The following is a 26,130-nucleotide window of genomic DNA, read 5'->3' as shown; positions in this document are numbered from 1 at the left end:
TGGAATGAAAAAGAAGACCCTCGCGCGCCTCTCTACGTTGTGCTTTGCGGCTGCGGCGGCGAGTGTGGCGGTGATGAGCAGCAGCGCATACGCCGCCGACGGCAACACCGTGAAGATCGGCTTCGTCACCGACATGTCGGGCCTCTATGCGGACATCGACGGACAAGGCGGCCTCGAAGCGATCCGCATGGCCATCGCGGATTTCGGCGGCAAGGTGAACGGCAAGCCGATCGAACTGGTGTATGCGGACCATCAGAACAAGGCGGATATCGCAGCATCGCGCGTGCGTGAGTGGATCGACCGCGACGGGGTGAATGCGATCATCGGCGGCACGAACTCGGCCACGGCGCTCTCCAGCGCGCAGGTCACGGCCGAGAAGAAGATTCCGTACATCAACATCGGCGCGGGCGCGGACAACCTGACCAACGAGCAATGCTCGCCCTACACGGTTCACTACGCCTACGACACGATGGCGCTCGCCAAAGGCACCGGTTCCGCGGTGACCAAGCAGGGCGGCAAGACGTGGTACTTCCTGACGGCGGACTATGCGTTCGGCAAGGCGCTCGAGAAGAACACCGCGGACGTCGTGAAGGCGAGCGGCGGCCAGGTGCTGGGCGAAGTGCGCCATCCGCTGTCGGCGTCGGACTTCTCGTCGTTCCTGTTGCAGGCGCAGGGTTCGAAGGCGCAGGTGCTCGGCCTCGCCAACGCGGGCGGCGACACGGTCAATTCCATCAAGGCGGCGAAGGAATTCGGCGTCACCAAGTCGATGAAGATCGCCGCGCTGCTGATCTTCCTGTCCGACATCCACTCGCTGGGCCTGGAAACCACGCAGGGCCTCGTGGCGACGGACAGCTGGTACTGGAACAAGGACGACAAGACGCGCGCCTGGGCCAAGCGCTATTTCGACAAGATGAAGAAGATGCCGGGCAGCCTGCAGGCCGCGGACTATTCGGCGACCACGACCTATCTGAAGGCCGTGCAGGCGGCGGGCACGACCGACAGCGACAAGGTCATGGAACAGCTGAAGAAGATGAAGATCGACGACTTCTACGCGAAGGGCTACGTTCGCGAAGACGGCGCGATGATCCACGACATGTACCTGATGGAAGTGAAGAAGCCGTCGGAGTCGAAGGAACCGTGGGATTACTACAAGATCACCGCCACGATTCCGGGCGACCAGGCATTCGGCACGAAGGCGGAATCGCGCTGCAAGCTCTGGAAGTAAGCATTCGGCAGTGATTCAGCGCGTTCGCGCGGCGGGCGTCCGGTGAGGACTTCCGCCGCTGCAACCGCGTCAACACGTTTCTGACGGCAGGTTCAATGGAAATTTTCGGCATTCCACTCGCCGCAATGCTGAGCCAGCTGTTGCTGGGGCTGGTGAACGGCTCGTTCTACGCGATCCTGAGCCTGGGTCTCGCGGTGATCTTCGGCTTGCTCAACGTCATCAACTTCGCGCACGGCGCGCTGTTCATGCTGGGCGCGATGCTCGCGTGGATGGGCTACGCGTACTTCAACATTCCCTACTGGGCGATGCTCGTGCTTGCGCCGGTCATCGTCGGGCTGTTCGGCATGGTCATCGAGCGCTCGATGCTGCGCTGGCTCTACAAGCTCGACCATCTCTACGGGCTGTTGTTGACCTTCGGCCTGACACTTGTGGTCGAGGGCGTGTTCCGCTCCATCTATGGCTCGTCGGGCCAGCCTTACGACGTGCCCTCGCTGCTGTCCGGCGCGACCAATCTCGGCTTCATGTTCCTGCCGAACTATCGTGCGTGGGTCGTGGTGGCGTCGCTGGCGGTGTGCTTCGCGACGTGGTTCGTGATCGAGAAGACGCGCCTGGGCGCGTATCTGCGCGCGGGCACGGAAAACCCGAAGCTGGTCGAGGCGTTCGGCGTCAACGTGCCGCTGATGATCACGTTGACCTACGGCTTCGGCGTGGCGCTCGCGGCCTTCGCCGGCGTGCTGGCCGCGCCCGTGATCCAGGTGTCGCCGCTGATGGGGCAGTCGATGATCATCACCGTGTTCGCGGTCGTCGTGATCGGCGGCATGGGTTCGATCATGGGCTCGATCCTCACGGGTCTCCTGCTCGGCGTGATCGAAGGTTTCACGCGCGTGTTCTATCCGGAAGCGTCCGCGACGGTCGTCTTCGTCATCATGGCGATCGTGTTGATGATTCGCCCGGCAGGACTCTTCGGCAAGGAAAAATGATGCAGAGAAAAGCGCTCTACGGCCTGTTGCTGATCGGCCTGATCGTGGCGCCGTTCGTCGGCGTGTATCCGCTGTTCATGATGAAGGTGCTGTGTTTCGCGCTGTTCGCCGCGGCCTTCAACCTGCTGATCGGCTATACCGGCTTGCTCTCATTCGGCCACGCGATGTTTCTCGCGACCGCCGGTTACGTCGCCGGCTATTCGATCCAGACCATCGGCTTGACGCCGGAACTCGGCGTGATCGCGGGTACGGCGGCGGCGACGCTGCTCGGACTCGTCGCGGGGCTGCTGGCGATCCGCCGCCAGGGCATCTACTTCGCGATGGTCACGCTCGCGCTCGCGCAGATGGTGTACTTCGTGTTCCTGCAGGCGCCGTTCACGCACGGCGAAGACGGCTTGCAGGGCGTGCCGCGCGGCAAGCTGTTCAACATGATCGATCTCGGCAGCGACATCACGCTCTACTACGTCGTGCTGGTCGTGATGCTGCTCGCGTTCGCGCTGATCGTGCGCATCGTGCATTCGCCGTTTGGCGAGGTACTGATCGCGATCAAGGAGAACGAGCCGCGCGCGGTGTCGCTCGGCTACGATACGTCGCGCTACAAGCTGCTGGCCTTCGTGCTGTCGGCGGGACTCGCGGGACTGGCGGGCGCCACCAAGACGCTCGTGCTTGGCTTCGAGACGCTCGGCGACGCCTACTGGACCATGTCCGGCCTGGTGGTGCTGATGACGCTCGTCGGCGGCATGAGCACGATGTTCGGACCACTGCTCGGCGCCGCGATCATCGTCGCGCTGGAGGACCGGCTCGGCGACATCGGCGGCGGTCTCGCGCGGCTGACTGGCATGACGTGGTTCAACTCGCTCGGCGAATCCGTGACCATCGTGACCGGCGTCATCTTCATTGCCTGCGTGCTGGCGTTCCGGCGCGGCATTGTCGGGGAGATCGTCGCGCGGGTCCGTCCGCTGCAAGGCTGAAATCCGCGGAGCCACGCACCGAGGCGTGTTTTATTGCAAGAAGTACGCCCTTTCCGGGTGCTTTCATGCACCACTAGGGTAAATGCTAGGTTGTCGTGCACTGTTGCGTTCTTTAACATTCGGTCTAGTTCTGTTGCACCCAGATTTTTGAGGTGGAGAACGAGGAGACATGAGGCACGAAGTGCCCGACCGAAAAGCGCTGTTGGATGAGTCCAACAGCGCTTTTTTTATTGCCCGCTGATTATGTGATTAAATTCGGCGGGCGATTTTAAACGGGGTTTTCCCTGAGGCTTCCCAGCTTGCGCGAAGTGATTGCGCAAGGCCTTGAAAAACAATGCGAAAAGCCACACGGGAGAGCCTTCAAAACGCTTGCTGCGCAGCGCATGCCTCGCTAAACTGCATTTCCCGACCCACTGGTCGGGAATTCGCGGCGAGCGCAATTCAGGGGCATTTTCGCGAGCAGATCATCACGAAGAAACACGAATTACGGGGCGCACATCAATGAAGTTGGCTTCACGCATCAGCGCGGTCGCAATGGCCGTTGTCGGGTTTTCGGCGGTATTCAGCACTCAGGTTTGGGCGGACGTGAAAGTCGGCGTGACGGTCTCGGCGACCGGTCCGGCCGCGTCGCTCGGCATTCCGGAAAAGAACACCATTGCCTTGCTGCCGAAGGAAGTCGCTGGTCAGAAGATCCAGTACATCGTGCTGGATGACGCCACGGACTCCACCCAGGCCGTGAAGAACGCGCGCAAGCTGACGAGCGAAGATCATGTCGATGCACTGATCGGCTCCACGGTGGTGCCCAACTCGCTCGCGATGATCGACATCGCTTCCGAAACGCAAACGCCGATAATCTCGATGGCCGCCGCCGCGAGCATCGTCGAACCGATGGATGCCAAGCGCGCGTGGGTCTTCAAGACACCGCAGAATGACATCCTGATGGCCACCGCCATCGCGCAGCACATGTCGAATCATGGCGTTAAGACGGTGGCGTTCATCGGCTTCAGCGACGCCTATGGCGAAAGCTGGTTCAAGGAATTCTCGAAGGCCGCCGACCTCGCGAAGATCAAGGTCGTCGCGAACGAGCGCTTCGCGCGCAACGATGCATCGGTCACGGGCCAGGTGCTCAAGATGATGTCGCAGAACCCGGATGCGGTGCTGATCGCGGGCGCGGGCACGCCGGCCGCGCTGCCGCAGAAGACGCTCAATGAGCGGGGCTACAAGGGCAAGCTCTATCAGACGCACGGCGTCGCGAACAACGACTTCCTGCGCGTGTGCGGCAAGGATTGCGAAGGCACCTTCCTGCCGGCGGGTCCGCTGCTGGTCGCGGAGCAATTGCCGGACACCAATCCGGTGAAGCAGGCCGCGCTGACCTACAAGAAGGCCTATGAAGGCGCGTATGGCGCGGGGTCGGTGTCGACCTTCGGCGGTCACGCGTGGGACGCGGGCCTCATTCTCCAGCGCGCCATTCCGCTTGCGCTGAAGAAGGGTCAGCCGGGCACGCCGGCGTTCCGTGAAGCGCTGCGCGCCGCTATCGAAGAGACGAAGAATCTGCCGGCCTCGCACGGGATCTTCAACATGAGCGCGAACGATCACTCCGGACTCGACCAGCGCGCCCGCGTGATGGTCGAGATCGTCGGCGGCAAGTGGAAGCTCTCGGGCAACTGACGGAATCGTATGTGAACTGATTCGGAAACCAAGGCGCGTCGAAGCAGAACGCGCCTTTTTTCTGTGTGGTGCAGTTGGCGGGAAGCGACGGAAAGAAGAGGGCGCAAAGCCTCGCGGAATGCTCACGTGCAGTCAGGGCAACACGTCGCGCAACGGTCAGGGAAAACCACCCTTGGCATGCAGTATGGCGGTAAATAGATTGGGGCGGCCCTTTGCATGGCCTGGCTCGATTGGCCCACAAGAGGCGGCATCGATAACAACTCGCAGCAGCGCACCGCTGGGGTGCGTGTTGGCAAAACGAGCACGTCGCGTTTGGAGACAGCAATGAAAACGAAGAAGGCATGGATCAGGACGAGCATGGCGCTCGCACTTGCGGGCGGCGCGCTGCTCGGCACGGGTGCGGCATATGCCCAGGTGAAGATCGGCGTGACGCTCTCGGCGACGGGCCCGGCGGCATCGCTTGGGATTCCCGAGAAAAATACCGTTGCGCTGTTGCCGAAGGAAATCGCCGGCAAGTCGGTCGAGTGGATCGTGCTCGACGACGGCTCGGACACGAGCCGCGCGGTGCAGAACACGCGCAAGCTGATCGACGAGGATCATGTGGATGCGATCGTCGGCTCGACCGTGACGCCGAACTCGCTCGCGATGATCGACCCCGCCGCGTCCGGCAAGACGCCGATGATCTCGATGGCCGCATCGGCCGCGATCATCGCGCCGATGGATGCGAAGAAGGCATGGGTCTTCAAGACGCCGCAGAACGATGCCTTGATGGCCGATGCGATCGCGAGCTACATGGAGAAGCACGGCGTGAAGACGGTGGGCTTCATCGGCTTCGCGGATGCCTACGGCGACGGCTGGTACAACGTCTTCAACACGGCCGCAGCGGCGCACAAGCTGAAGATCGTCACGAACGAACGGTATAACCGCACGGACACGTCGGTGACCGGACAAGTATTGAAGACGATGGGCGCGAATCCGGACGCGGTGCTGATCGCGGGCGCGGGCACGCCTTCGGCGCTGCCGGCCAAGGCGCTGAAGGAGCGCGGCTACAAGGGCAAGGTTTATCAGACGCACGGCGTGGCCAACAACGACTTCCTGCGCGTGTGCGGCAAGGATTGCGAAGGCGAGATCCTGCCCGCGGGCCCGGTGCTGGTGACCGAGCAGCTGCCGGCGAGCAATCCGGTGAAGAAGTCTTCGGCGGCGTACAAGGACGCGTATGAGAAGGCCTATGGCGCGGGGTCGCTGTCGACCTTCGGCGGCCATGCATGGGATGCCGGCCAGATGCTTCAGCGGGCCATTCCCGAGGCGCTCAAGAAAGGCCAGCCGGGCACGCCGGAATTCCGCGAGGCGCTGCGCGCCGCGCTGGAAAACCTGAAGGACCTGCCGGTCGCGCACGGCATCATGAACACGACTCCGACCGATCACAACGGTTTCGACGATCGCGCGCGCGTGATGGTGCAGATCGTCGACGGGAAGTGGAAGTTGCTGAACGACTAAGCCGTGTGTCGCGCGTCACCGCGCGTTCATGCGTCTTAATTTCGAGATGACGGGGCGGCGCACCGGCAACGGCGCGCCGCTTCGAGCATGCGAGGCCGCCGATTCCGGTGCGCCTGTTCCACGAGAAGCTTTGAAGAGGAAGTATGGACTTATCGATTGCGGCGATTCTCGCGCAGGACGGGATCACCACAGGCGCGATCTACGCGTTGCTGGCGTTGGCGCTGGTGCTCGTGTTCTCCGTCACGCGGGTCATTTTCATACCGCAGGGCGAGTTCGTCGCGTACGGCGCGCTGACGCTCGCGGCCCTGCAAACACAGAAGCTGCCGGCGACCTGCTATCTGCTCATCGCCATGGGCGTGGGCTGCTTCGTCGCCGAAACGGCCGGCATCGTGCGTCATCCCGCGCGATATCACCAGATCGGACGCTTGCTGGCTGTGCTCGCAGGCAAGTATCTGCTGTTCCCGGTGGCCGTGTGGGCGCTGACCCAGGCGGTCGCTCTCCAGACGCTGCCGATGATCGCGCAGATCGCGCTGACGCTGCTGATCGTCGTGCCGATGGGGCCGTTCGTCTACCGCCTCGCCTATGAGCCGATCGCAGAGGCGAGCACGCTGCTGCTGCTGATCGTTGCCGTAGCCGTGCATTTCGCGATGGTGGGACTCGGGCTCGTCATGTTCGGCGCGGAAGGTTCGCGCACGACAGCCTTCTCCGATGCCAACTTCAATCTCGGCAGCGTGTCGATCTCCGGGCAAAGCCTGTGGGTGGTCGGAACGGCGGTGGTGCTGATCGTCGCGCTGTACTTCTATTTCGATCGCTCGATTTCCGGCAAGGCGCTCCGCGCAACGTCGGTGAATCGTCTCGGCGCGCGGCTGGTCGGCATCGGCACGACGCAGGCGGGGCGGCTCGCCTTCACGCTCGCCGCGGGCCTCGGCGCGCTGTGCGGCGTGCTGGTCGCGCCCATCACGACGATCTACTACGACTCGGGCTTCCTGATCGGCCTGAAGGGCTTCGTGGGGGCCATTGTCGGCGGTCTGGTGAGTTATCCGCTCGCGGCAGCCGGGTCGCTGCTCGTGGGGCTGCTCGAATCGTATTCGTCGTTCTGGGCGAGTGCCTACAAGGAAGTGATCGTCTTCACCCTGATCATTCCGGTGTTGCTGTGGCGGAGCCTGGCAACGCCGCATACGGATGAGGACGAGGAGTAAGCGGATGAAATTCCTGAAACGTTATCGATTCTTCTGGGTGTTCGTGCTGGTCGTCTTCGCGCTGCCGGTGCTGCCGGGACCGGTCGCCGTGCCGGAGTACTGGATCACGCTGCTGAACTACATCGGGCTTTATTCGATCGTCGCGATCGGGCTCGTGCTGCTGACAGGGATCGGCGGCATGACGAGCTTCGGGCAGGCCGCGTTTGTGGGCGTCGGCGCCTATGCAACGGCCTTCCTGACGACGCAGTACGGCGTTTCGCCGTGGCTTGCGCTGATTGCAGGCGTCGTGCTGACCGCTTTCATTGCGCTGTTGCTCGGGCTGATCACCATGCGTCTCTCGGGCCACTTCCTGCCGCTTGGCACGATCGCCTGGGGCCTGTCGCTGTTCTATCTGTTCGGCAACATGGAATTGCTCGGCAAGTACGACGGCATCAACGGCATTCCGGTTTTGAGCGTCTTCGGATGGCAGCTCGAATCGGGCAGGAGCATTTACTACCTGATCTGGGTGGTCGTGCTGCTGGCGGTGATTTCGGTTCAGAACCTTCTGAACAGCCGGCCGGGACGTGCCATTCGCGCGCTGCGCGGCGGCGGCACCATGGCCGAGGCAATGGGCGTGAACACCGCGTGGATGCGGGTCACCATCTTCATCTATGCGGCGGTCCTGGCGGCCATTTCCGGCTTCCTGTACGCGCATTTGCAGCGCGCCGTCAATCCGACGCCGTTCGGCCTGAATCACGGCATCGAATTCCTGTTCATGGCGGTAGTGGGCGGGGTATCGCATGTCTGGGGTGCGATTCTCGGCGCCACGATCCTCACCGTTCTGCAGGACTATCTGCAAACCTGGTTGCCCAAGCTGATCGGGGCGAACGGCAACTTCGAGATCATCGTGTTCGGCGTCGTGATGGTGTTGCTGCTCCAGTATGCGCGGCAGGGCGTATGGCCGTTCGTCGCACGACTTTTTCCGCGCGGGCCGAGTGCACATGTTCCCGAGCACGGGGAAGCTTTGCCGCAGCGCAGCAAACCGGCGACGGGAGAACGTCTGCTGGTCGTTGAAAAGGCGCGCAAGCAATTCGGCGGGCTGGTTGCCGTCAATGACGTGAGCTTCGAAGTCAAGGCAGGCGAGATCATCGGTTTGATCGGTCCGAATGGCGCGGGAAAATCGACGACGTTCAATCTCGTCACCGGCGTGTTGCAGGCGACCAGTGGTGCGATCAGCTTTCACGGCGAACGCATCGAGAAGCTCACGTCGCGCGATATCGTCAAGCGGGGTATCGGGCGAACCTTCCAACACGTCAAGATGCTGCCCGGCATGACCGTGCTCGAAAACGTGGCGATTGGCGCGCATCTGCGCGGCACGACAGGCGTGTGGCGAAGCATTGTTCGCTTGAATGCAGCTGAGGAAGCCCGGTTGATGGCGGAAGCGGCCAGGCAGATTCGGCGCGTCGGGCTCGAGAAGCACATCTACAGCGAGGCCGGAAGTCTGGCGCTTGGCCAGCAGCGGATTCTGGAAATCGCGCGTGCGCTCTGCTGTGATCCGACTTTGTTATTGCTCGATGAGCCCGCCGCTGGTTTGCGTTATCAGGAAAAACAACAGCTGGCTGAACTGCTTCGCAAGCTGCGCGCGGAAGGGATGAGCATTCTTCTGGTCGAACACGACATGGATTTCGTCATGAATCTGACGGATCGACTCGTCGTGATGGAATTCGGCACGAAGATCGCGGAAGGACTGCCGGTCGACGTGCAGAAGGATCCTGCGGTGCTGGAAGCGTATTTGGGCGGGGTGGAATGATGTCGCAGATTACGAATCCGATTCTGCAAGTGGATGGCTTGTCGGTGAGATACGGCAAGGTCGAGGCGTTGCACGACGGCAAGCTCACGGTCGGCGCCGGTCAGATCGTGTCCGTGATCGGCCCGAACGGCGCCGGCAAGTCGACACTGCTGAACGCCATCATGGGTGCGTTGCCGTCATCGGGACATGCCAAAGGCTCGGTGCGTTACCTTGGTGAAGAAGTGTCTGCACTGGCAATCGAACGGCGGGTATCGCGAGGCATGTGTCTCGTCCCGGAAAAGCGTGAGCTATTCGCCACGATGGCGGTGGAAGACAACTTGATTCTCGGAGCGTATCGGCGCAAGCGGGCCGGCGAGCGAAACTTCCTGGATCAGATCGATGAGGTCTACCGCTTGTTTCCGCGTCTCAAGGAACGGCGGAAGCAGGCGGCGGGAACGCTGTCGGGCGGGGAGCGGCAGATGCTGGCAGTCGGGCGGGCGCTGATGGGCAAGCCGCAGCTGCTGATGCTCGACGAACCGAGCCTTGGTCTCGCTCCGCTGATCGTTAAAGAGATCTTCCACATCATCAGTGCATTGCGACAGAGTGGCGTTGCGACGCTGCTGATCGAGCAGAATGCCCGCGCGGCGCTCCAGATTTCGGACTATGGATATGTCTTGGAAACCGGCGAGTTTGCGTTGGAAGGCAAGGCGGATGATCTGCAGCACGATCCTCAGGTGATTGAAACTTATCTCGGTCTGTCCAAGAAAATGGCCTAGATGCTTTGTTTCATGCTGTCGAAGAGGGGCGTGTTTCACGTGAAACACGCTTTTTTCGCGCATCGGACCTGCGTCGAAGTTGAGGAAGAGAAGAAACCGTTATAATTCAAGGCTGTTCTCTCTTCAGGATCGTGTCGTTCGCACACGAGATCCCAATGCTTTATCCCACTGAATTTGACGTGATCGTCGTTGGCGGCGGTCATGCGGGCACTGAGGCGGCGCTTGCTTCAGCACGCATGGGCTGCAAGACGCTCCTTCTGACGCACAATATTGAGACGCTCGGCCAGATGAGCTGCAATCCGTCGATTGGCGGCATCGGCAAAGGGCATTTGGTCAAGGAAGTCGATGCGCTCGGCGGCGCAATGGCAGCGGCGACGGATGAATCGGGCATCCAGTTTCGCATCCTCAACTCTTCGAAGGGCCCAGCTGTTCGCGCGACGCGGGCGCAGGCTGATCGGCTGCTCTACAAGCAGGCGATACGTCATCGGCTGGAGAATCAGCCGAATCTGTGGCTATTCCAGCAGGCAGTGGAAGATCTGATGGTGGAGGGGGATCGCGTTGTCGGCGCGGTGACGCAGGTGGGACTGCGTTTCCGAGGCCGGGCGGTCGTTTTGACGGCTGGGACCTTCCTCGACGGAAAGATCCATGTTGGTTTGAATAATTACGTCGGTGGCCGTGCAGGCGATCCCGCAGCCGTGTCGCTTTCTGCGCGTCTCAAGGAACTGAAGCTCCCTCAGGGCCGGCTCAAGACCGGTACGCCGCCGCGAATCGACGGCCGGACGATCGATTTCTCGCAGCTCGAGGAACAGCCCGGCGATCTCGATCCCATCCCGGTCTTCTCGTTCCTTGGCCGCGTTGAGCAGCATCCCCGCCAAGTGCCGTGCTGGGTTACCCATACCAACGCACAGACGCATGACATCATCCGCTCGGGCCTGGATCGTTCGCCGATGTACACCGGCGTAATCGAGGGGGTAGGGCCGCGCTACTGTCCGTCGATCGAAGACAAGATTCACCGGTTTGCTTCGAAGGATGCGCACCAGATTTTTCTCGAACCGGAAGGGCTCACGACCAATGAGTTTTATCCGAACGGGATCTCAACCAGCCTGCCGTTCGACGTCCAGCTTGACTTGGTCCGCTCGATGCGTGGTCTCGAGCATGCGCACATTCTTCGCCCCGGCTACGCGATCGAATATGACTATTTCGACCCGCGCGCGTTGAAGGCCTCCCTTGAAACCAAGGCGATCAACGGTCTGTTCTTCGCCGGGCAGATCAATGGGACCACCGGATACGAAGAAGCGGCGGCTCAGGGACTTCTGGCCGGGATCAACGCCGGACTACAAGTCCAAGGAAAGGATGCGTGGTCGCCGCGACGTGACCAGGCCTATTTGGGTGTGCTGGTCGACGATCTGGTGACACGCGGCGTGTCCGAGCCGTATCGGATGTTCACCAGCCGTGCGGAGTATCGTCTTTCGTTACGCGAAGACAATGCAGACATGCGCTTGACGGAAGCGGGTAGGGAGTTGGGCGTTATTGATGACGCACGCTGGGATGCGTTCAGTCGCAAGCGTGATGCTGTTTCACGTGAAACACAGCGTCTGCGTGTGACGTGGGTTAATCCTAAAACGCTGCCGGCAGAAGAGGCGACAGCACTCCTCGGTAAGCCGATCGACCACGAATATAGCCTTGCAGACCTGCTGCGTCGTCCGGAAGTGTCCTATGACGCGATCTGCGCCCTTCGCGATGGAGAATGCGGACCGGACGCCGGACTCGCGGACGATCCGGTGTTGCTGGCGCAGATCAAGGAACAGATCGAAATCGGCGTGAAGTACCAAGGTTATATCGAGCGTCAAGCCGACGAAATCATGCGCAATGGCGCGCAGGAAAACACCCGTTTGCCGGACGGGCTCGACTACAACGAAGTCCGCGGGCTGTCGTTCGAAGCGCGCCAGAAGCTTATGCAGCATCGACCGGAGACGATCGGGCAGGCCTCGCGCATTTCGGGCATCACGCCAGCGGCGATCTCGTTGCTGATGGTTCACCTCAAGCGCGGCGCTGGCCGTCGAGGTCGTAACTCGGCGGAAGATTCATCCTCGGCAGGCAAACCGACGGCGGTTCAATGACGGAACGCCCATCCTCGCTCGCGACGATACTGGACAAGGGCGCCGCCGATCTCTCCATTTCGCTTTCTCCTGAGCAAAAACAAAAGCTGCTCGACTATGTCGCGCTGCTCGGCAAGTGGAACGCCGTCTACAACCTGACGGCCATCCGCGATCCTGAGCAAATGATGATTCAGCATATTCTGGATTCGCTCGCCATCGTGCCGATGGTGTCTGCCCGCCATCCGTCGACGGTGCTCGATGTCGGCTCGGGTGGCGGACTGCCAGGCGTCGTGCTGGCGATCACCCTGCCGGACGTCCGCGTGACATTGAACGACATCGTCCATAAAAAGAGTGCCTTTCAGTCGCAAGTCAAGGCTCAGTTGAGCCTTGTCAATCTGTCCGTCGTAACGGGGCGCGTCGAAGCGCTGCGTCCAGGTATCGAAATACCCGAAAAATTCGATGTAATCGTGTCTCGCGCATTCGCAGAGCTCTCCGATTTCGTTACACTTTCGCGTCATCTGGTCGAAGTCGATGGGCGCATTCTCGCGATGAAAGGCATCAAGCCCGATGCCGAAGTCGCACGTCTCCCGACGGGCGCAACGGTGCTCGGCGTGGAGCGTCTGAAAGTGCCGATGCTCGACGCCGAGCGACATCTGATCGAAATAGCCGTCGCAGCAGAATGACGGTTCGCCGCACCGTTCGATCCGGCATTCCAGGCACGCTGATCTTCTGACAGCGGAATAACGAGGACACTAAACGATGGCAAAAATCTTCTGCGTCGCAAATCAGAAGGGCGGCGTTGGAAAGACCACGACGGCGGTCAACCTCGCGGCGAGCCTCGGCGGGCTCGGGCAACGCGTACTGCTGATCGATCTTGATCCGCAAGGTAACGCAACCATGGGCAGTGGCATCGACAAGGCAGCCTGCGAGAACACTGTGTACGAAGTGCTCGTCGATGGCGTGGCCGTTCGCGACGCCCGCGTGCGTCCCGGTGCAGTGAACTACGACGTGGTACCGGCCAATCGCGAACTGGCAGGCGCGGAGGTTGAGCTCGTCGACATGGAAAATCGCGAGCGCATCCTGCGCAACGCGATTGCCGAGGTAGTCGATGACTATGACTTCGTCCTGATCGATTGCCCCCCGGCGCTGTCGCTGCTGACGCTCAACGCGTTGTGCGCGGCGCACGGCGTCGTCATTCCGATGCAGTGCGAGTACTTCGCGCTGGAAGGACTGTCCGACCTCGTGAACACGATCAAGCAGGTCCATGCCAATCTCAACCGCGAGCTGACGGTCATCGGCCTGCTGCGCGTGATGTTCGATCCGCGGATCACTTTGCAGCAACAGGTGTCGGACCAGCTGAAGGAGCACTTCGGCAGCAAGCTGTTCGATGTCGTCATCCCGCGCAACGTGCGTCTTGCCGAGGCGCCAAGCTACGGGCTGCCGGGGGTCGTGTTCGACAAGTCGTCGCGCGGCGCCCAGGCGTATATCCAGTTCGGCACGGAAATGATCGAGCGCGTGCGCGCGCTGAACGTGAACTGAGCAACACCCATTCGATGCGGCAGCGAACGCCGACGGAGGAACCGAAATGAGCGCTGTGATGAAGAAGAAGGGGTTGGGCCGGGGCCTGGATGCATTGCTCGGCGGCAGTGTCGACATCACCGAAGCCGTGCGCGGTGAGGGCACGCCCTCGGTGCTGGCGCTGGACAAGCTGCAGGCCGGCAAATACCAGCCGCGAACGCGCATGGACGAAGGCGCGCTCCAGGAGCTGGCCGCGAGCATTCGTGCTCAAGGGCTGATGCAACCCATTCTCGTGCGCTCGGTAGGCGACAACCGCTACGAAATCATCGCGGGCGAACGACGCTTTCGGGCCGCACGGCTGGCCGGACTCGACGAAGTGCCGGTGCTCGTGAAAAACGTGCCAGATCAGGCCGCGGCGGCGATGGCGCTGATCGAGAACATCCAGCGCGAGGATTTGAATCCTCTCGAAGAGGCGCAGGGCATCCAGCGTCTGCTCGATGAATTCCGTTTTACGCACGAACAGGCAGCAGAGTCGGTCGGCCGCTCGCGCAGTGCCGTATCCAACCTGCTGCGCCTGCTCAATCTGGCGACACCCGTCCAGACGATGCTCCTCGCCGGCGATCTCGACATGGGCCACGCACGCGCGCTGCTGGCCGTGGACGCCGCCACGCAGATCCAGCTGGCCAATCATGTGGTCAACCGCCGCCTGTCGGTGCGTGAAACCGAACGTCTCGTCGCGGCGACGACGAAGGAAGCGCCGGCGACCAAAGCGCGTGTAGCTAACGATGGTGGCCGCGATACGCGCCGTCTGGAAGAAGAACTGTCCGATTTGTTGTCCGCGAACGTAAAGATCAAGGTCGGTGGAAGAGGGCGCGGCAAGGTCACGATCGACTTCGGCACGCTCGATTCGCTCGAAGGCATCCTGAGCAAACTGCGTGGCAGCATCGAATCGACTACACCGACTGCCTGACGATCGCGGATCGTGTCCGAGGTCAACGTCAAGCGTACGCGGCCGGACTGGATCGGACGCATCTGGAGGACCGTCTCGAAGGAGCCGGTCCTCGCCATTCTGGTGTTCGCGCTGGTCGTGCTGCAGGTCGTGCAGCCGCGCCCGTGGCCGTCCTTGCCTGGCCTCGTCGACTGGCAAACGGTCCTGACGCTCGCGGGTCTTCTGATCCTGACGAAAGCCATCGAATTATCAGGATTCCTGATGTGGGCGGCGCATCGGCTCGTGCATCACATCCACGGCGAGCGCACGCTTGCATTGCTGCTGGTTGCGCTCGCGGCGGGCCTGTCCACCGTGCTCACCAACGACGTCGCGCTCTTCGCGGTCGTGCCGCTTGCGCTGTCGCTGCACAAGCTCGCGCCCTTGCCGATCAAACGGCTGGTCATCGTGATCGCGCTCGCGGTGAATGCGGGATCGATTCTCACGCCGCTCGGCAATCCGCAGAATCTCTTCCTCTGGCAGACGAGCGGTGTCGCGTTCGGCGCCTTCGTCTGGACGATGCTGCCGCTGTGCGCGGCGTTGATGGTGCTGCTGGCCATCGTGACGTTCGCGATGTTCCGCGGCGCGCCGCTCGACCTGTCCAGCGACCTCGAAGAGCATCGGGTGGATCGCGTGCTGTGCGTCGTCAGTGCCGTGGCGTTCGCCGCGTTCGTCTATCTCGCCGATGCCCATCATGTCGGACCCGCGCTCGCCGTCCTGGCTGCCGGATTCCTGCTCTGGCGGCGTGAGGCAGTCTTCAAGATCGACTGGCTGCTGCTGCTCATCTTCGTGCTGATGTTCATCGTGTTGCGCAGTGCCGCTGCATTGCCCGTGATTCATCAAGCCATCGCGCATCTCGGCATCGACACGCCGGTCAGGGCGTACGCGGCGGGCGCCGTGCTGTCGCAGGGCATCAGCAACGTTCCGGCTGCCATCGTGCTCGCCGAATTCTCGAAGGACTGGCGTGCACTGACCTTCGGCGTGAGCGTGGGTGGCTTTGGCATCGCCATCGGTTCACTGGCCAATCTGATCGCGGTCAGACTGTCTAACGAGAAGGGCATGTGGATGCCGTTTCATATCGTATCGATCCCGTTCTGGATCGTGGCGATGATCATCGGATGGGTGCTTGTTTGAGGCTCGGAGACACCTCTGCCAGCACATGAGAATCTGCTTGCAATTGCAAGGAAAGTCTCGTTTTCGAGAACCTTTTCGGCATGCTTTTTCACTGCCTTTTGACACACCTAAACTATTGAATCCGTGACAACAATCGCTTACAATCGCCCGGATTTATCAGCTAGGCCACCTCGAAAGCGCCGCGAAAGCGCAGGGTGATTTCCCCGGACTTTTGGTTGAAGGTTTGAAGACGGTGCGAGAGAAAAATCGAGCGCCGGACGCGCATGCAACCGACGCTGCGCACGTCCCCGGAAATCAGCCGCACAGTACGTCGAGCGAGTCGTGGGACGCCGAAGCGCAAGATAACAATATCGTTCCGCTCACGCGGGATCAGGCAGAGAAGCTGTTTGGCCCGGAAGTGAGTCGTCCATCGCGTGTCACGCCGTTTCGGGTCGTGGCGGCGCAAATGGTTTTGTCCCTGGGTGCGACGCTGCTGTGGTGGCTGTTTTACAAGCCACCGGGCGATGCTGCGCTGTCAGCCTTCCTGGGAGGAGCGATCTGCTGGGCGCCGAGTGCCTTGTTCGCCGCGCGCCTGAAGGCAAAGAGCGGCGCGGAGACGATCGTGAGCTGGATGATCGGCGAGGCGCTCAAGATGGGAGCGACGATTGCTATGTTCGTGGCGATCGCGTTCTGGTACAAGAGCGCGTTGTGGCTGCCGCTGCTCGTGACTTACATCATCGCTCTGAAGACTTACTGGGTTGCAATGGCGCTACGGTGACATTCCATGACGTCCCAGGTAAGCGCCCGCAGCACCGATTGCAAGTAGCATCATGAATGAACAGGTGCGGAACAGTTTCCGCACTCGGGCCTCCCGCCCGGAGACGCGACGCGAAGCGGCGTCCCGGCAGCGGCAGGCGGCGAAAGATTTTTGACAATTTGGGTGGCTTTAACGATATGGCAGCTAGCGAAGGAACGCACGCTCTGGATCCGTCCGAGTACATTGCGCACCACTTGCAGAATCTTTCCACGCATACGCAGACGTCGATCTTCGACATCCACGTCTGGAATCTCGACACGCTGTTCTGGTCGATCGTATGCGGTCTCCTCACCATCGTCATTCTCGGCCTCGCGGCGCGCAAGGCGACCTCCGGCGTTCCGGGCCGTTTCCAGTGCGCCATCGAGATGCTGGTCGAGATGGTCGAAGACCAGTCGAAGTCGATGATCCACGGCAGCCGCCGCTTCATCGCTCCGCTCGCGCTGACCGTGTTCGTCTGGGTCGCCCTGATGAACTCCCTCGACTTCATCCCCGTTGACCTGCCGGGCCGTCTGATCGGCTGGCTCGGTCTCGAGCATGTCCTGCCGCACCATCGCATCGTGCCGACCGCCGACCTCAACGGCACCCTCGGCATCGCGCTCGGCGTGTTCGTGCTGATGATCTACTACAACTTCAAGATCAAGGGCGCGGGCGGCTTCGTTCACGAACTGCTGTCGGCTCCGTTCGGCGCGCATCCGCTGCTGTGGATTCCGAACCTCGCGCTGAACATCATCGAGTTCGTCGCCAAGACGGTTTCGCTCGGCATGCGGCTGTTCGGCAACATGTACGCCGGCGAACTGCTGTTCCTGCTGATCGCCCTTCTGGGCAGCATGTGGTCGTTCGGCGCGGATCTGTCGTTGCTCGGCTTTATCGGCCACGTGGTCGCGGGCACCGTCTGGGCGATCTTCCACATTCTGATCGTGCTGTTGCAGGCGTTCATTTTCATGATGCTGACGCTGGTGTATATCGGCCAGGCGCATGACTCGCACTAAAGCAGCCGCACGTTCCGGAAGCTTTCAGGTTTAGGTTTCACAAGTTTCAATTTTTATAAATCCAGTTCCAAAGTCTTTAATCAAAGGAGTGATCATGCAAGCTTTCATCGCCAACATCCAGGGTCTGACCGCCATCGGTATCGGCATCATCATCGGCCTGGGTGCAATCGGCGCCTGTATCGGTATCGGCCTGATGGGCGGCAAGTACATTGAAGCGTGCGCCCGCCAGCCGGAACTGATGAACCCGCTGCAGACCAAGATGTTCCTGCTGGCTGGTCTGATCGACGCGGCGTTCCTGATCGGCGTTGGTGTGGCAATGCTGTTTGCGTTCGCGAACCCGCTGCTCTCGAAGCTCGCAGGCTGAGGTTCCTCGGAAGTGTGCGTCTGACTCTTTCAAGACGCCAGAACGGAACGGGTGAGGCGCTGATCGAGCTCAACAAGCCGATGAGCGCCTTTTAACCGTATTCCCTCCGATCAAGCAACGTTTAAGGAAACACCGTGAATCTCAACGCAACCCTGTTTGCGCAAATGGTCGTGTTTCTGATCCTCGCGTGGTTCACGATGAAGTTCGTGTGGCCGCCGTTGATCAACGCCCTCGACGAGCGCTCGAAGAAGATTGCCGACGGCCTCGCCGCCGCCGACAAGGGCAAAGCGGAACTCGAAGCAGCGCACAAGCGCGTCGATCAGGAACTCGCGCAAGCACGCAACGACGGCCAGCAGCGCATTGCTGACGCCGAGAAGCGTGCTGCCGCCGTCGCAGAAGAAATCAAGGCGAATGCCCAGGCCGAAGCCGCGCGCATCGTCGCTCAAGCCAAGGCTGACGCCGACCAGCAGATCGTGAAGGCACGCGAGACGCTGCGTGCGGAAGTGGCTGCGCTGGCCGTCAAGGGCGCCGAGCAGATCCTGAAGCGCGAAGTCGACCAGAACGCTCACGCCGCTCTGCTGAATCAACTCAAAACCGAGCTCTGATCATGGCCGAACTTGCAACCATCGCTCGTCCTTACGCAGAAGCGCTGTTCCGCGTGGCCGAAACCGGCGATCTCGCGGGCTGGTCCACCTTCGTCGAGGAGCTGGCACAGGTTGCGCGTCTGCCCGAAGTGGAATCGGTCGCGTCGAGCCCGAAGGTGAACCGTCAGCAAATCATCGATCTGCTGCTCGCCGCGGTGAAGTCGCCGCTCGCTCAAGGCAACGCTCAAGCAAAGAATTTCGTCGGCATGCTGGTCGAGAATCATCGCCTGCCGCTGCTGCCGGAAATCGCTGTCCAGTTCGACGAACTGAAGAACGCCCGCGAAGGTGCGGCCGACGCGCTGATCGTGAGCGCGTTCCCCCTCGAAGGCGAACAATTGAACGACCTCGTCGCCAGTCTCGAACGCAAGTTTCAGCGCAAGCTGAAGCCGGTTGTCACGGTGGATCAGTCGCTGATCGGCGGCGTTCGCGTGACGGTCGGCGACGAAGTGCTCGATACCTCGGTCCGCGCGCGCCTCGCCCGCATGCAGACGGCTCTGACCGCTTAATTTGCGAATTAATGCGGCCAACCGTGTCTCTAGCGGGCACGCAACAGAATTGACTATCAGGAGCGAATAATGCAACTCAATCCCTCTGAGATCAGCGAGCTGATCAAGAGCCGGATCCAGGGCCTTGAAGCGAGCGCGGATGTTCGCAACCAGGGCACCGTGATCTCCGTGACCGACGGTATCGTGCGCATCCACGGCCTGTCGGACGTGATGCAGGGCGAAATGCTCGAATTCCCGGGCAACACTTTCGGCCTCGCGCTGAACCTCGAACGTGACTCCGTCGGCGCCGTTATTCTCGGCGAGTACGAGCACATCTCGGAAGGCGACATCGTCAAGACGACGGGCCGCATTCTCGAAGTGCCGGTCGGTCCGGAACTGATCGGCCGCGTGGTCGATGCGCTGGGCAACCCCATCGACGGCAAGGGTCCGATCAACGCAAAGAAGACCGATGCCATCGAAAAGATCGCGCCGGGCGTGATCTGGCGCAAGTCGGTGTCGCAGCCGGTGCAGACGGGCCTGAAGTCGATCGACGCCATGGTGCCGATCGGCCGCGGCCAGCGCGAGCTGATCATCGGCGACCGTCAGTGCGGCAAGACCGCGGTGGCCGTCGACGCGATCATCAACCAGAAGGGCAAGGACCTGTTCTGTATCTACGTCGCGATCGGCCAGAAGGCTTCGTCGATCATGAACGTGGTGCGCAAGCTCGAAGAAACCGGCGCGATGGAATACACCATCGTCGTGGCGGCTTCGGCTTCGGAATCGGCCGCGATGCAATACCTCGCGCCGTACGCCGGCTGCACGATGGGCGAATACTTCCGCGACCGCGGCCAGGACGCGCTGATCGTCTATGACGACTTGACCAAGCAAGCGTGGGCGTATCGCCAGATCTCGCTGCTGCTGCGCCGCCCGCCGGGCCGCGAAGCATATCCGGGTGACGTGTTCTATCTGCACTCGCGTCTGCTCGAGCGTGCGGCCCGCGTCTCGGAAGAGTACGTCGAGAAGTTCACCAACGGCGAAGTGAAGGGCAAGAGCGGTTCGCTGACGGCGCTGCCGGTCATCGAAACGCAAGCCGGCGACGTCACCGCGTTCGTTCCGACGAACGTGATCTCGATTACCGACGGCCAGATCTTCCTGGAAACCGACCTGTTCAACGCCGGTATCCGCCCCGCCATCAACGCGGGCGTGTCGGTGTCGCGCGTCGGTGGTGCGGCTCAGACGAAGGTCGTGAAGAAGCTGTCGGGCGGTATCCGTACCGACCTGGCGCAGTATCGTGAACTGGCTGCGTTCGCGCAGTTCGCATCGGACCTCGACGAAGCCACCCGCAAGCAGCTGGAGCGCGGCCGCCGCGTGACGGAACTGCTGAAGCAGCCGCAGTATCAGCCGCTGCAAGTGTGGGAACTGGCTGTGTCGCTGTTCGCGGCGAACAATGGCTACCTGGACGACCTGGAAGTTTCGCAAGTGCTGCCGTTTGAAAAGGGCATGCGCGAATTCCTGAAGACCAGCCACGGCGATCTGATCAAGCGCATCGAAGACAACAAGGACTTGGCGAAGGACGACGAAGGCGCACTGCATGCCGCGCTGAAGGACTTCAAAAAGTCGGGCGCTTATTGATCGGGATAGAGAGGCAACGCGCGATGTTCAACAACATCGCGCGGCTTCGATCCGCGTTGCATGGGGCCCGAGTAAGCGCTAAAGCGCCAACTCGGGCCGACAAGGAGTAAGCAATGGCTGGAATGAAGGAAATTCGCGGCAAGATCAAGAGCGTGCAGAACACGCGCAAGATCACCAAAGCGATGGAAATGGTCGCCGCATCGAAGATGCGCCGCGCCCAGGAGCGCATGCGTTCCGCCCGTCCGTATGCCGACAAGGTCCGCGCAATCGCCTCGCACATGAGCAAGGCCAACCCCGAGTATCGCCACCCGTTCATGGTGGAGAACAAGGGCGCGAAGACCGCCGGCCTGATCCTCGTCACCACCGACAAGGGTCTGTGCGGCGGCATGAATACGAACGTGCTGCGTGCGTCGCTGAACAAGATCAAGGAACTCGATCAGAGTGGCGTGAAGATCGAAGCATCGGCGATCGGCGGCAAGGGTCTGGGCTTCCTGAACCGGCTGAAGGCGCAGGTCGTGTCGCAAGTCACGCAACTGGGCGACACGCCGCATCTGGAAAAGCTGATCGGCGCGATCAAGGTGCAGCTCGACTTGTATTCGGAAGGCAAGATCAACGCGGTGTACCTGGCGTACACGCGCTTCGTCAACACGATGAAGCAGGAAGCGGTGATCGAGCAACTGCTGCCGTTGTCGGTGGATGACCTCCACGCGAAGGATGAAGACGGTGAAACGCCGAAGACTTCGTGGGACTACATCTACGAACCGGACGCGCAGACCGTGGTGGACGAGCTGCTCGTGCGCTACGTCGAGGCGCTGGTTTATCAGGCTGTCGCGGAAAACATGGCGTCTGAGCAATCCGCGCGCATGGTCGCGATGAAGGCCGCGTCGGACAACGCGAAGACCGTGATCAACGAACTGCAGCTCGTCTACAACAAGAGCCGCCAGGCCGCGATTACGAAAGAATTGTCGGAAATCGTCGGCGGCGCCGCAGCGGTCTGACGGCCGCGTGAAAGAACACAGTATCTAAAGGAAATGCGATGAGTACCACTGCTTTGGTAGAAGGCAAGATCGTACAGTGCATCGGCGCCGTTATCGACGTGGAGTTTCCGCGTGCAGAGATGCCGAAGATCTACGACGCGCTCATTCTGGAAGGCACCGAACTGACGCTCGAAGTCCAGCAGCAGCTGGGCGACGGCGTGGTTCGCACCATCTGTCTGGGTGCTTCCGACGGTTTGCGCCGCGGCACGATGGTCAAGAACACGGGCAAGCCGATCAGCGTGCCGGTCGGCAAGCCGACGCTGGGCCGCATCATGGACGTGCTCGGCCGTCCGATCGACGAAGCCGGTCCGATCACCGCGGAAACCACGCGTTCGATCCACCAGAAGGCGCCGGCGTTCGACGAACTGTCGCCGTCCACGGAACTGCTCGAAACCGGCATCAAGGTTATTGACCTGATCTGCCCGTTCGCGAAGGGCGGCAAGGTCGGTCTGTTCGGCGGTGCAGGCGTGGGCAAGACCGTGAACATGATGGAACTCATCAACAACATCGCGAAGGAACACGGCGGTTATTCCGTGTTCGCCGGTGTGGGTGAGCGTACCCGTGAAGGGAACGACTTCTATCACGAAATGAAGGACTCGAACGTTCTCGACAAGGTCGCGCTGGTGTACGGCCAGATGAACGAGCCGCCGGGCAACCGTCTGCGCGTCGCGCTGACCGGTCTGACGATGGCCGAGCACTTCCGTGACGAAGGCCTGGACGTGCTGTTCTTCGTCGACAACATCTACCGTTTCACGCTGGCAGGCACGGAAGTGTCGGCACTGCTCGGCCGTATGCCTTCGGCAGTGGGCTATCAGCCGACGCTGGCTGAAGAAATGGGCAAGCTGCAAGAGCGCATTACGTCGACCAAGACCGGCTCGATTACGTCGGTTCAGGCCGTGTACGTCCCTGCGGATGACTTGACCGACCCGTCGCCGGCTACGACCTTCGGCCACCTGGACGCAACCGTCGTGTTGTCGCGTGACATCGCTTCGCTGGGTATCTACCCGGCCGTGGACCCGCTCGATTCGACCTCGCGTCAGATCGACCCGAACGTGATCGGCGAAGAGCACTACACGATCACGCGCGGCGTGCAGCAGACGCTGCAGCGCTACAAGGAACTGCGCGACATCATCGCGATTCTGGGCATGGACGAACTGTCGCCGGAAGACAAGCTGTCGGTCGCGCGCGCGCGCAAGATCCAGCGTTTCCTGTCGCAGCCGTTCCACGTCGCTGAAGTGTTCACGGGCTCGCCGGGCAAGTACGTGCCGCTGAAGGAAACCATCCGCGGCTTCAAGATGATCGTGGAAGGCGAATGCGATCATCTGCCGGAGCAGGCGTTCTACATGGTCGGCACGATCGACGAAGCCTTCGAAAAGGCCAAGAAGATCCAGTAAAGGTCGGGTTATTTCAGGCGGACGCCACTGCCTTGCAGCGGCGTCCACGAAATACACTGACCGACACAGGAGTCGACACATATGGCAACCATCAAGGTAGACGTCGTCAGCGCGGAAGAGCAGATCTTCTCGGGCCAGGCGAAGTTCGTCGCGCTGCCGGGCGAAGCAGGTGAACTCGGCATTCTGCCGGGCCACACGCCGCTCATCACGCGCATTCGTCCGGGCGCGGTGCGCATCGAGGCGGAAGACGGTTCGGAAGAGTTCGTGTTCGTTGCCGGCGGGATTCTCGAAATCCAGCCGGGCATCGTGACCGTGCTCGCCGATACCGCCATTCGCGGCGCCGATCTCGACGAAGCGAAGGCAGAGCAGGCGAAGAAGCGTGCCGAAGAAGCGATGCAGGACAACAAGTCCGAACTCGAATACGCCACGGCGCAAGCCGAACTGGCGTACGCGACGGCGCAGCTCGCAGCAATCCAGCGTCTGCGCAAGGTTCACGCAAGGCACTGACACGCAGCACGCTTCTACGCGTGTTCAGCGTTGAGAAAGCAGCCTTCGGGCTGCTTTTTTTATGCTTGATGCGAGAAGCGGATTGGGCCTTTTCTGCATATCGGATGTGCAGCCTCTGACGCGCCGCTCCGTAGACCCTTGATTCATCGACTTTCTCGTTCAAGGCGCGCGGAATGTTCGCGCGGCATTGCGGGGAAACACTCAATGCCCGCCGGCAAGATCGCCATGCACAATGGCTTTCATCGGCCCTTACAGCGGCCAGCCACATACGCCGGCACAGGGCGGCGAAATCCAGGCGGAGAGTGATCGATGGCGATTGAACAGACGCAGGCGGGTGCGCAGGTCGAACCGCGCGACGGCGTGTCCTACGTACGCGGTGCAACCGATATCCCCTTGAGCGAAGCAACCGTATCGCGCTTCCTTCTCGACACCGTTCGCCGTTTTCCGGATCGCCCCGCGGTGGTGTTTCGCGAGCAGGGCATCCGCTGGACGTGGCGTCAGTTCGCCGATGAGGTCGATGCGCTCGCAAGCGGCCTGCTGGCGCTGGGGATCCAGGCGGGCGATCGCGTGGGAATCTGGTCGCCGAACCGGGCCGAATGGCTGTTGACCCAGTTCGCCACGGCGCGCATGGGCGCCGTGCTGGTGAACATCAATCCGGCGTATCGGCTGGCCGAGCTCGAATATGCGTTGAACAAGGTCAGCTGCAAGGCCATCATCGCCGCCGAGCAGTTCAAGACGTCGAAGTACCTGGAGATGCTCGAGTCGCTCGCGCCTGAACTCGCCCACGCCGAGCCCAACGCGCTGCGCGCCCAAAAGCTGCCCGAGTTGCGCGCGGTGATTCGCATGGGCGAGGCGAGCCGTCCCGGCATGCTCAACTTCGCCGACGTGATGCGCCGGGGCCGCGAACAACGCGACAGTGCAAAGCTGGACGCGCTGGAAGCGGTGTTCAATCCGGACGAACCGATCAATATCCAGTTCACGAGCGGCACGACCGGCAACCCGAAGGGGGCGACGCTTACGCATCGCAACATCGTCAACAACGCGCGCTACATCGCCATGGCGATGCGGCTCACCGAGCAGGACTCGCTGTGCATTCCAGTGCCGCTGTACCACTGCTTCGGCATGGTGCTGGCGGTGCTCGCGTGCGTATCGACGGGCTGTGCGATGGTCTTCCCCGGCGAGGCCTTCGACCCCGGCGCAACGCTCGCCGCCGTCCACGAAGAGCAATGCACGGCGCTGCACGGTGTGCCGACCATGTTCATCGCCGAACTGGATCACCCGGATTTCAGCAAGTTCGATCTCAGCCGCCTGCGCACCGGGATCATGGCCGGCTCGCCATGTCCGATCGAGACCATGAAGCGGGTCGTGTCGAAGATGCATTTGAGCGAGATCACCATCGCTTACGGCATGACGGAGACGAGCCCGGTGTCGTTCCAGAGTTCGACCACCGATCCGCTCGACAAGCGCACGACGACCGTCGGACGGGTCCAGCCGCATCTCGAAGTGAAGATTGTCGATCCGCTGGGCGAGATCGTGCCGGTTGGCGAGACGGGGGAACTCTGCACGCGCGGCTACTCGGTCATGAAAGGCTACTGGGACGACGAGGCGAAGACACGCGAAACCGTGGTCGACGGCTGGATGCATACCGGCGATCTCGCCACGCTCGACGCCGAGGGCTATTGCAACATCGTCGGCCGGCTGAAGGACATGTTGATCCGCGGCGGCGAGAACATCTATCCGCGCGAGATCGAAGAATTCCTGTTCCGCCATCCGAAGGTGCAGTCGGTCCAGGTCTTCGGTGTCCCGGACCAGAAGTATGGCGAGGAAGTGTGCGCGTGGATCGTCGTGCGCCCGGGCGAGCAAATGAGCGAGGACGAAGTGCGGGACTTCTGCGCGGGCCAGATCGCGCATTACAAGGTGCCGCGTTACATTCGTTTCGTCGACGACCTGCCGATGACGGTAACCGGGAAGGTGCAAAAATTCGTCATGCGCGCCCGCATGATCGACGAGCTGAAGCTTTCGGAGAGCCGGACAGCCTGACGACGCGGATGATTCAGCCAAAACGAAGAAGGGAGCGCAGTGCGCTCCCTTCTGTCATGGGACGAAACGTTGGCGCTGCCGAAGCTCTTCAAAGCTCCCGAACGGCGCAAACGTTTGTTCAGGCAAAAAAAAAGCGGGCCTGGAGCCCGCTAAAAACCACACGCTACGGGGTTAGCGCGAGGAGACCAAAGGTGAGATGTTTCGAGCAAGAGACTCGAAAAACGATCCCAGCAAAGATGCCCCAAAAGTGAGCTTCGGCGATTGCCGACCACTGGAAACGCGGAGTTTTTGACTCGCACGCCCAATACATCCGTGTTGAAACCGTTTGAACAGATTGTGGGCGAATTGAATCCGCGTCGCCGTAACAAAGTGTTTCAGGTTGTAACCCCCGTCCTGTAAGGCTTTCAGGAAATTTTCTCGCG

The 26,130-nt window shown here is 61.4% G+C and carries 23 protein-coding genes; all 23 read left to right on the top strand.

Annotated elements, in window-relative coordinates; translation table 11 throughout:
- Positions 1-4 precede the first annotated feature (4 nt).
- On the top strand, positions 5-1,225 hold the full coding sequence (locus QCE62_RS15045) for an ABC transporter substrate-binding protein (protein WP_309919259.1): 1,221 nt from the start codon (positions 5-7) through the stop codon (positions 1,223-1,225).
- A gap of 95 nt (positions 1,226-1,320) precedes the next feature.
- Positions 1,321-2,205, top strand: a complete 885-nt coding sequence (locus QCE62_RS15040; RefSeq protein WP_309810934.1) for a branched-chain amino acid ABC transporter permease — start codon at positions 1,321-1,323, stop codon at positions 2,203-2,205.
- The gene (locus QCE62_RS15035; RefSeq protein WP_309811755.1) at positions 2,205-3,176 is read left to right on the top strand and encodes a branched-chain amino acid ABC transporter permease; all 972 of its coding nucleotides are present in this window, start codon (positions 2,205-2,207) and stop codon (positions 3,174-3,176) included. Before QCE62_RS15040 ends, QCE62_RS15035 begins: the two co-directional genes overlap by 1 nt.
- A 501-nt stretch (positions 3,177-3,677) precedes the next feature.
- Entirely contained in the window at positions 3,678-4,844 is a 1,167-nt protein-coding gene (locus QCE62_RS15030) for an ABC transporter substrate-binding protein (RefSeq protein ID WP_409017842.1), read from the top strand.
- A 324-nt stretch (positions 4,845-5,168) separates the two neighbouring features.
- Positions 5,169-6,341 (top strand): ABC transporter substrate-binding protein, encoded by a 1,173-nt coding sequence (locus QCE62_RS15025; RefSeq protein ID WP_309810925.1) that lies wholly within the window; start codon positions 5,169-5,171, stop codon positions 6,339-6,341.
- A 143-nt stretch (positions 6,342-6,484) separates the two neighbouring features.
- A complete protein-coding gene (locus QCE62_RS15020) occupies positions 6,485-7,540 on the top strand; it encodes a branched-chain amino acid ABC transporter permease (RefSeq protein ID WP_309919256.1) in 1,056 nt (351 codons plus the stop codon).
- Positions 7,541-7,544: 4 nt separating this feature from the next.
- A complete protein-coding gene (locus QCE62_RS15015; RefSeq protein ID WP_309919254.1) occupies positions 7,545-9,329 on the top strand; it encodes a branched-chain amino acid ABC transporter ATP-binding protein/permease in 1,785 nt (594 codons plus the stop codon).
- Positions 9,326-10,084: an ABC transporter ATP-binding protein gene (locus QCE62_RS15010; RefSeq protein ID WP_404987335.1), complete on the top strand. Its 759-nt coding sequence runs from the start codon at positions 9,326-9,328 to the stop codon at positions 10,082-10,084. Before QCE62_RS15015 ends, QCE62_RS15010 begins: the two co-directional genes overlap by 4 nt.
- A gap of 155 nt (positions 10,085-10,239) precedes the next feature.
- A complete protein-coding gene (gene mnmG, locus QCE62_RS15005; protein WP_309919249.1) occupies positions 10,240-12,204 on the top strand; it encodes a tRNA uridine-5-carboxymethylaminomethyl(34) synthesis enzyme MnmG in 1,965 nt (654 codons plus the stop codon).
- Positions 12,201-12,866, top strand: coding sequence for a 16S rRNA (guanine(527)-N(7))-methyltransferase RsmG (rsmG, locus tag QCE62_RS15000; RefSeq protein WP_309919247.1), 666 nt, complete (start codon positions 12,201-12,203; stop codon positions 12,864-12,866). The genes mnmG and rsmG overlap by 4 nt, the downstream gene beginning before the upstream one ends.
- 76 nt (positions 12,867-12,942) lie before the next feature.
- A complete protein-coding gene (locus tag QCE62_RS14995) occupies positions 12,943-13,722 on the top strand; it encodes a ParA family protein (protein ID WP_309919244.1) in 780 nt (259 codons plus the stop codon).
- Between the two features lie 46 nt (positions 13,723-13,768).
- Positions 13,769-14,671, top strand: a complete 903-nt coding sequence (locus QCE62_RS14990) for a ParB/RepB/Spo0J family partition protein (RefSeq protein WP_309810907.1) — start codon at positions 13,769-13,771, stop codon at positions 14,669-14,671.
- A gap of 12 nt (positions 14,672-14,683) precedes the next feature.
- The gene (locus QCE62_RS14985) at positions 14,684-15,820 is read left to right on the top strand and encodes an SLC13 family permease (protein WP_309919241.1); all 1,137 of its coding nucleotides are present in this window, start codon (positions 14,684-14,686) and stop codon (positions 15,818-15,820) included.
- 211 nt (positions 15,821-16,031) lie between these two features.
- The gene (locus QCE62_RS14980; RefSeq protein ID WP_309919238.1) at positions 16,032-16,577 is read left to right on the top strand and encodes an ATP synthase subunit I; all 546 of its coding nucleotides are present in this window, start codon (positions 16,032-16,034) and stop codon (positions 16,575-16,577) included.
- A gap of 176 nt (positions 16,578-16,753) precedes the next feature.
- Positions 16,754-17,605, top strand: coding sequence for a F0F1 ATP synthase subunit A (gene atpB, locus QCE62_RS14975; protein WP_309810900.1), 852 nt, complete (start codon positions 16,754-16,756; stop codon positions 17,603-17,605).
- Positions 17,606-17,699: 94 nt separating this feature from the next.
- On the top strand, positions 17,700-17,969 hold the full coding sequence (gene atpE / locus QCE62_RS14970) for a F0F1 ATP synthase subunit C (RefSeq protein ID WP_007180033.1): 270 nt from the start codon (positions 17,700-17,702) through the stop codon (positions 17,967-17,969).
- A 134-nt stretch (positions 17,970-18,103) separates the two neighbouring features.
- Positions 18,104-18,574 (top strand): F0F1 ATP synthase subunit B, encoded by a 471-nt coding sequence (locus QCE62_RS14965; protein ID WP_309810898.1) that lies wholly within the window; start codon positions 18,104-18,106, stop codon positions 18,572-18,574.
- Between the two features lie 2 nt (positions 18,575-18,576).
- Positions 18,577-19,119 (top strand): F0F1 ATP synthase subunit delta, encoded by a 543-nt coding sequence (locus QCE62_RS14960; RefSeq protein WP_309810895.1) that lies wholly within the window; start codon positions 18,577-18,579, stop codon positions 19,117-19,119.
- 69 nt (positions 19,120-19,188) lie between these two features.
- Complete coding sequence (gene atpA / locus QCE62_RS14955) at positions 19,189-20,730, top strand: F0F1 ATP synthase subunit alpha (protein ID WP_309810892.1); 1,542 nt, start codon at positions 19,189-19,191, stop codon at positions 20,728-20,730.
- A 113-nt stretch (positions 20,731-20,843) separates the two neighbouring features.
- Positions 20,844-21,728, top strand: a complete 885-nt coding sequence (gene atpG / locus QCE62_RS14950) for a F0F1 ATP synthase subunit gamma (RefSeq protein WP_309919235.1) — start codon at positions 20,844-20,846, stop codon at positions 21,726-21,728.
- 38 nt (positions 21,729-21,766) lie between these two features.
- The gene (gene atpD, locus QCE62_RS14945; RefSeq protein WP_309919232.1) at positions 21,767-23,161 is read left to right on the top strand and encodes a F0F1 ATP synthase subunit beta; all 1,395 of its coding nucleotides are present in this window, start codon (positions 21,767-21,769) and stop codon (positions 23,159-23,161) included.
- Positions 23,162-23,242: 81 nt separating this feature from the next.
- The gene (locus QCE62_RS14940; protein WP_309919230.1) at positions 23,243-23,668 is read left to right on the top strand and encodes a F0F1 ATP synthase subunit epsilon; all 426 of its coding nucleotides are present in this window, start codon (positions 23,243-23,245) and stop codon (positions 23,666-23,668) included.
- A gap of 309 nt (positions 23,669-23,977) precedes the next feature.
- Positions 23,978-25,708, top strand: coding sequence for an AMP-binding protein (locus QCE62_RS14935; RefSeq protein WP_309919227.1), 1,731 nt, complete (start codon positions 23,978-23,980; stop codon positions 25,706-25,708).
- Positions 25,709-26,130 lie beyond the last annotated feature (422 nt).

The sequence above is a fragment of the Caballeronia sp. LZ033 genome, from assembly GCF_031451265.1.
Taxonomy (GTDB): Bacteria; Pseudomonadota; Gammaproteobacteria; order Burkholderiales; family Burkholderiaceae; genus Caballeronia.
Note: the sequence above shows the minus strand (reverse complement) of the source record. Positions and strands in the feature narration are given on the sequence as shown.

Coding starts and splice junctions, on each gene's coding strand:
- QCE62_RS15045 (WP_309919259.1), top strand. CDS start 5: ATGAAAAAGAAGACCCTCGCGCGCCTCTCTACGTTGTGCTTTGCGGCT.
- QCE62_RS15040 (WP_309810934.1), top strand. CDS start 1,321: ATGGAAATTTTCGGCATTCCACTCGCCGCAATGCTGAGCCAGCTGTTG.
- QCE62_RS15035 (WP_309811755.1), top strand. CDS start 2,205: ATGCAGAGAAAAGCGCTCTACGGCCTGTTGCTGATCGGCCTGATCGTG.
- QCE62_RS15030 (WP_409017842.1), top strand. CDS start 3,678: ATGAAGTTGGCTTCACGCATCAGCGCGGTCGCAATGGCCGTTGTCGGG.
- QCE62_RS15025 (WP_309810925.1), top strand. CDS start 5,169: ATGAAAACGAAGAAGGCATGGATCAGGACGAGCATGGCGCTCGCACTT.
- QCE62_RS15020 (WP_309919256.1), top strand. CDS start 6,485: ATGGACTTATCGATTGCGGCGATTCTCGCGCAGGACGGGATCACCACA.
- QCE62_RS15015 (WP_309919254.1), top strand. CDS start 7,545: ATGAAATTCCTGAAACGTTATCGATTCTTCTGGGTGTTCGTGCTGGTC.
- QCE62_RS15010 (WP_404987335.1), top strand. CDS start 9,326: ATGATGTCGCAGATTACGAATCCGATTCTGCAAGTGGATGGCTTGTCG.
- mnmG (WP_309919249.1), top strand. CDS start 10,240: ATGCTTTATCCCACTGAATTTGACGTGATCGTCGTTGGCGGCGGTCAT.
- rsmG (WP_309919247.1), top strand. CDS start 12,201: ATGACGGAACGCCCATCCTCGCTCGCGACGATACTGGACAAGGGCGCC.
- QCE62_RS14995 (WP_309919244.1), top strand. CDS start 12,943: ATGGCAAAAATCTTCTGCGTCGCAAATCAGAAGGGCGGCGTTGGAAAG.
- QCE62_RS14990 (WP_309810907.1), top strand. CDS start 13,769: ATGAGCGCTGTGATGAAGAAGAAGGGGTTGGGCCGGGGCCTGGATGCA.
- atpB (WP_309810900.1), top strand. CDS start 16,754: ATGGCAGCTAGCGAAGGAACGCACGCTCTGGATCCGTCCGAGTACATT.
- atpE (WP_007180033.1), top strand. CDS start 17,700: ATGCAAGCTTTCATCGCCAACATCCAGGGTCTGACCGCCATCGGTATC.
- QCE62_RS14960 (WP_309810895.1), top strand. CDS start 18,577: ATGGCCGAACTTGCAACCATCGCTCGTCCTTACGCAGAAGCGCTGTTC.
- atpA (WP_309810892.1), top strand. CDS start 19,189: ATGCAACTCAATCCCTCTGAGATCAGCGAGCTGATCAAGAGCCGGATC.
- atpG (WP_309919235.1), top strand. CDS start 20,844: ATGGCTGGAATGAAGGAAATTCGCGGCAAGATCAAGAGCGTGCAGAAC.
- atpD (WP_309919232.1), top strand. CDS start 21,767: ATGAGTACCACTGCTTTGGTAGAAGGCAAGATCGTACAGTGCATCGGC.
- QCE62_RS14940 (WP_309919230.1), top strand. CDS start 23,243: ATGGCAACCATCAAGGTAGACGTCGTCAGCGCGGAAGAGCAGATCTTC.
- QCE62_RS14935 (WP_309919227.1), top strand. CDS start 23,978: ATGGCGATTGAACAGACGCAGGCGGGTGCGCAGGTCGAACCGCGCGAC.